2 protein-coding genes are annotated in these 6,081 nt (G+C 71.6%); one reads left to right on the top strand and one right to left on the bottom strand.

The window, feature by feature from the left end; all coding sequences use genetic code 11:
* Positions 1 to 4,405 (bottom strand): type I polyketide synthase (locus tag Saso_RS12660; RefSeq protein WP_203833526.1); only part of this gene is annotated, 4,405 nt, incomplete at its 3' end.
* A gap of 478 nt (positions 4,406 to 4,883) precedes the next feature.
* Here Saso_RS12660 and Saso_RS12655 point away from each other — a divergent pair.
* Positions 4,884 to 6,074: a cytochrome P450 gene (locus Saso_RS12655; protein WP_189928727.1), complete on the top strand. Its 1,191-nt coding sequence runs from the start codon at positions 4,884 to 4,886 to the stop codon at positions 6,072 to 6,074.
* Positions 6,075 to 6,081 lie beyond the last annotated feature (7 nt).

The raw sequence follows: 6,081 nt of genomic DNA, 5'->3' as shown, positions 1-6,081 counted from the left end.
CCGCGGGCGCCTCTTCGAGGACCAGGTGCGCGTTGGTGCCGCTGATGCCGAACGAGGACACTCCGGCGCGCCTCGGGCGGCCGTTCCGCGGCCACTCCACCGGCTCGGTGAGGAGTTCCACCGCGCCCTGCGACCAGTCGATGTGCGGGGACGGCTCGTCCACGTGCAGGGTGCCGGGCAGCGTCCCGTGCCGCAGGGCCATCACCATCTTGATCACGCCGGCCACGCCGGCGGCGGCCTGCGTGTGGCCGATGTTGGACTTCACCGACCCCAGCCGCAGCGGACGGCCGGGGGGCCGGCCCTGGCCGTAGGTGGCCAGCAGTGCCTGGGCCTCGATCGGGTCGCCCAGCGTCGTGCCCGTGCCGTGCGCCTCCACCGCGTCCACCTCGGCGGCCGGCAGACCCGCGTCGGCCAGCGCCGCCCGGATCACCCGCTGCTGGGACGGCCCGTGCGGGGCGGTGAGACCGTTGCTCGCACCGTCCTGATTCGTCGCCGAGCCCCGGATCACCGCGAGCACCGGGTGGCCGTTGCGCCGCGCGTCCGACAGCCGCTCCACCAGGAGCGTGCCGACGCCCTCGGCCCACCCGGTGCCGTCGGCCGACGCCGAGAAGGCCTTGCAGCGACCGTCGGGCGACAGCGCGCCCTGACGGCTGAGTTCCACGAACATGCCAGGCGTGGACATGACGGTCGCGCCGCCCGCGAGCGCCATCACGCACTCACCGGACCGCAGCGAGCGCACCGCCCAGTGCAGCGCCACCAGAGAAGACGAGCACGCCGTGTCGACGGTGACCGCGGGGCCCTCCAGGCCCAGGGTGTACGCCACCCGGCCGGAGGCCACGCTGGTGGTGCCGCCGGTGAGCCGGTGCCCGTCCACGCCCTCGGCCCCGTCCTTCAGCTGGGGACCGTACTCCTGGAACATCGCCCCGAAGAACACACCCGTCCTGCTCCCCCGGAGGGACAGCGGGTCGAGCCCGGCCCGCTCGACCGCCTCCCACGAGGTCTCCAGCAGCAGCCGCTGCTGCGGGTCCATGGCCAGCGCCTCACGCGGTGAGATCCCGAAGAACGCCGGGTCGAAGTCGGGCGCCTCCCGCAGGAAACCGCCGCTGCGCACGTAACTCGTGCCAGGGCGCTCCAGCGTGGGGTCGTAGAGGCTCTCCAGGTCCCACCCCCGGTTGTCCGGGAACTCACCGATGACGTCCCGGCGGCCCGCCACCACCTCCCACAGCTCGTCGGGAGAGCCGACACCGCCCGGGAAGCGGCACGCCATGCCGACGATGGCGATGGGCTCGTCGTCCTGGGCACGCCCCGCGACGGCCTCCTCCACGGCGGGCGTGGCAGCACCGAACAGCTCCTCCCGCAGGTGGCGCGCGAGGCCGTCCGGGGTGGGGTGCTCGAAGAGCACGGCCGTGGGCAGGGGGAGCTCGGTCTCGGCGCTCAGCGTGTTCCGCAGCTGCACGGACAGGTGCGAGTCGAAGCCCTGCTCCTTGAACGACACATCGGCGTCCACCGCGTCCATCGAGGAGTGCCCGAGCGCGGCGGCGGCGTGGGTTCGTACCAGCCGCGACAACGCGGCCTCCTGCTCGGACTCGCTCAAGGGAGCGAGCTCCCGGCGCAACGCGTGGACGCCGGCGTCGGCTGCCTCGTCCGCCGTCGGCACGGCGGCCTGCCGCACCCTGGGCGCGGCGAGTGCGTCCGGAGAGACGACGGTGTCGAGCCAGTACCGCTGCCGCTGGAAGGCGTAGGTGGGCAGGTCCACGCGCCGGGCGCCCGTGCCGGCGAAGACGGCGTTCCAGTCGACGGTCAGACCGCGGACGTAGCCCTCGGCGGCGGACGTCAGGAAGCGCTCCGCGCCGCCTTCCTCGCGGCGCAGGGTGCCGAGCGCCACAGCCTGGGCGCCCGCGACGTCGTCGAAGGTCTCCTGCATGCCGACGGTCAGGACCGGGTGAGGGCTGCATTCCACGAAGTAACCGAAGCCGTCCGCCAGCAACTCACGGACCGTGGCGTCGAACCGCACCTCCTGACGCAGGTTCGTCACCCAATAACCGGCGTCCAGGCCGCTCGTGTAGATCACCGAACCGGTCACCGTCGAGTAGAACGGGACGTGCGCGGTACGGGGTTCAACGTCCGCGAGGGCTTCGGTGACCTGCTCCCGGATCGACTCCACCTGTGCGGAGTGGGAGGCGTAATCCACCGCGATACGACGGGCCCGTATGCCTTCGCCGTCACAGGCGGCCATCAAATCGTCCAAAGCCACCGGCTCACCCGAAACCACCGTCGAAGAAGGTCCGTTGACCGAGGCGATCGAGATCCGCTCACCCCAGCCCGCGATCAACTCCCGTACCCGGTCCGCACCCGCGGCCACCGACACCATGCCACCATGACCGGACAGGCTCTGCGCGATCGCCCTCGCCCGCAACACGACCACCCGGGCACCGTCCTCGACGGACAACCCACCCGCCACCACAGCAGCAGCGATCTCCCCCTGCGAATGACCGATCACCGCACCCGGCTCCACACCCACCGAACGCCACACCGCCGCCAGCGACACCATCACCGCCCACAACGACGCCTGAACAACCACCACATCGTCCAGCGAAGCCGCATCCGGCACACCCCGCACCACATCAGTCACCGACCAGTCCACCAGCGAAGACAGCGCCGCATCACACTCCTGAAGCCGCTCCCGGAACACCGGCGACGACTCCCACAACCCCCCACCCATCCCCACCCACTGCGACCCCTGACCCGGGAACACGAACACCACCCGGCCCTGCTCCCCGGACACCACACCCGACACCACACCGGCCGAAGGCACACCCTCCGCCACCGACCGCAACACCCCAACAGCAGCATCCCGATCACCGGCCAGAACCACCGCACGGTGCTCGAGCGCGGCCCGGCCCGTCGCCAGCGACCAACCCACGTCCGGCAGCGACACGCCCGTACGCTCGTCCGCGAACGCGGCGAGCCGCGCCGCCTGACCCCGCAGGCCCGTGCGGCTCGGGCCGGACAGCGGCCAGCACGTCACGGGGGCGTGGACGAACGGTGCGGTGCCGCTGTGTGGGGCGGTGGCCTCGCGGTTGCCGGTCCATTCGGCGGCCACGACGTGGCAGTTGGTGCCGCCCATGCCGAACGAGGACACCCCGGCGAGCAGCGGCCGGCCGTCGGCGGGCCAGGGGCCGGTGGTCCGCTGGACGCTCAGGTTGAGCCGGTCGAGGGGGATGTCGGGGTTGGGCGTCTCGTAGTTGAGGCTGGCGGGGAGCAACCGGTGCCGGAGGCTGAGCACCGTCTTGAGGAGCCCGGTGATGCCGGCGGCTCCCTCCAGGTGGCCCACGTTGGTCTTGACGGAGCCGACCATGACGGGGCGGCCGGGCTCGTGGGCGGTGCCGACGACTGCGCCGAGCGCGGCGGCCTCGACGGGGTCGCCGACCTTGGTGCCGGTGCCGTGGAGTTCGACGTACTGGACATCCGCGGGGTCGGTGCCGGCCCGCTGGTGGGCCAGGCGCAGGACCTCCTCCTGGGCGGCGCGGTGGGGGGCGGTGAGGGACTCGCCGCCGCCGTCGTTGTTGACGGCGCTGCCGAGCAGCAGGCAGTGGATGGTGTCGCCGTCGGCGACGGCCTGCGAGAGGCGCTTGAGCACCAGGACGGCGCCGCCCTCGCCGCGCACGTAGCCGTTGGCGCGGGCGTCGAAGGTGTGGCAGCGGCCGTCCGGGGAGAGGGCGCCGAAGCGGGCGACGCGTTCGGTGGTCTCGGGGAGGAGGTTGAGGTTGACGCCGCCGGCGAGGGCGACGGTGCTCTCGCCGGTGCGCAGGCTCTCGCAGGCGAGGTGGACCGAGACCAGGGAGGACGACTGGCCGGTGTCGACGGTCATGCTGGGACCGCGCAGGCCCAGGACGTACGAGACCCGGTTGGCGATCATGCTGCGGTGCAGCCCGGTCAGGGAGTGGGGGCCGAGGGCGTCGGCGCCGAGGCGGGCGGAGAGCGTGGCGTAGTCGTCGGCGATGACGCCGACGAACACGCCGGAGCGCTGCCCGGCGAGGTCCGCCGGGGGCAGTCCGGCGTCCTCCAGCGCCTCCCAGCCGAGTTCCAGTGCCAGGCGCTGCTGGGGGTCCATCAGCGCGGCTTCGCGGGGCGAGATGCCGAAGAACGCGGCATCGAAGGTCTCGATCTGTTCCTGGTCGAGGAAGGCGCCGAAGCGTGGGGCGCGGTGGTCGTGCGCGTCGTCGCCCTCGTCGGCGGCGGCCGCGGCGCCGAAGCGTCGGGCGGGGACCTCACGGACGGCGTGGGCGCCCGCGCGCAGCAACTCCCAGAAGGCGGTGGGGGTGGGGGCTCCGGGGAGGCGGCAGGCGAGTCCCACGACGGCGATCGCGTCGTCGCCGGCGGGCCCGTCGCCGGACGGGGTCATGGAATTCTCGCGCGCCTTGTTGTCCGCCAACACTGTCTCCAGAGCTCCCCGGGAATTGCGTCGAGACCGCGATCGGGCCGGATGGAAGAGGGAATCCGAACGGGTGGGTGTCGAGGTGATGCGTTGGTTTCCCCGAATCCCAGCAGGACGGCGGTGTGTGTGTCGACCGGTTCCTGGGGCTGTCGGGCCCCTAGCTACGGCGGCCCCCACCCCTACGTCGTCCGGGCGTCCCCCTACGGGGAATCTGGGGATGTCTGGCCCGGGCCGGCTCGGATACGGTTCGTGCGTTCCAGGGGATGCATCCCGCCCGTTCGCAGAACTCGGCTTTCCTTTTCCGGGACAAGCGGAACGACGGTGGGGAAGGACCCGCACCTCCCCTTCTCCTCCCGGTCACCTGCTTTCTTCTTCCTCTTTCCTCATTTCTTCTTCCGTCGCCGGCTCGTCCCTGCCATCTCGTCCGGACGCAAGGAGTCCTCACATGTCCGAACAGGCTCTCGCCCTCACTCCTCCCTCGGCTGCCGACGGTGGAGCGGCCTTGTTCGACTGGTTGCGCGTGATGCGCGACGAGGCTCCCGTCGTCCGCGGCAGCAACGGCAGTTGGTACGTGTTCCGCTACGCCGACGTGCAGCACGTGCTGTCCGGGTACGCCGACTTCTCCTCCGATCCGACGCCGGTCTCGCCCAAGGCGGCGGAGGTGGCCAAGGGTGACCTGGCGCAGATCGACCCGCCCGTCCACCACCACCTGCGGCGGCAGATCAGCCGGGTGTTCACCCCGCGGATGGTGGCGGGCCTGGAGCCGCGCATCCGCGAGATCGGCACCGCGCTGCTGGACGCCGCCGGAGACTCCGGCGAAATGGACCTGGTGCGGCAGTTGACGCATCCGCTGCCGGTGATCGTGATCGCCGAACTGCTGGGCGTACCGGCGGAGGACCGTCCGGTGTTCCGGCACTGGGCGGACCGCATCATCGCGGCGAAGATCGCCGGCGTGGACGACCCGGAGACCTACGAGCGGCTGAGGTCCGCGATCGAGGAGATGGACTACTACCTGGAGGGGCAGCTCGAGGAACGGCGGGCCCGTCCCGGGGACGACCTGCTGAGCCGGATGGTGACGAGCGAGCTGGACGGGGAGCCGATCACGGGGGCCGAGGCGGTCAACTTCGCGCGACTGCTGCTGATCGCGGGGCACATCACCACCACGATGATGCTCAGCAGCTCCGTCCTGTCCTTCGACGAGTTCCCCGAGGCCGCGGCGGAACTGCGGGCGGACCGCTCGCTGATCCCCGGTGCGCTGGAGGAAGTGATGCGCTACCGGCCGCCGTTCACCATCACCGGCCGCTACACCACCCGGGACGTGGAACTGTCCGGGGTGACCGTTCCGGAGCGCTCGATCGTCATTCCGTGGCTGGTGTCGGCGAACCGCGACGAGCGGCAGTTCCCCGACCCGGACGTGTTCGACATTCACCGTTCGCCCAACGCGCACGTGGCGTTCGGCAAGGGCATCCACTTCTGCATCGGCGCCCCGCTGGCCCGCCTGGAGGGCCGGGTCGCCCTCGAGCTGTTGCTGGACCGGTTCTCGGACGTCCGGCTCGACCGTGACGTGCCGTTGCGTTTCTACGAGCAGAACTTCTTCGGCGTGAAGTCGCTCCCGGTGTCGGTGAAGCGCGCCTAGGGCACCC

The organism is Streptomyces asoensis, assembly GCF_016860545.1.
Taxonomy (GTDB): domain Bacteria; phylum Actinomycetota; class Actinomycetes; order Streptomycetales; family Streptomycetaceae; genus Streptomyces; species Streptomyces asoensis.
The sequence above is the reverse complement of the archived record's forward strand: the minus strand, read 5'-3'. Positions and strand labels throughout refer to the sequence as shown.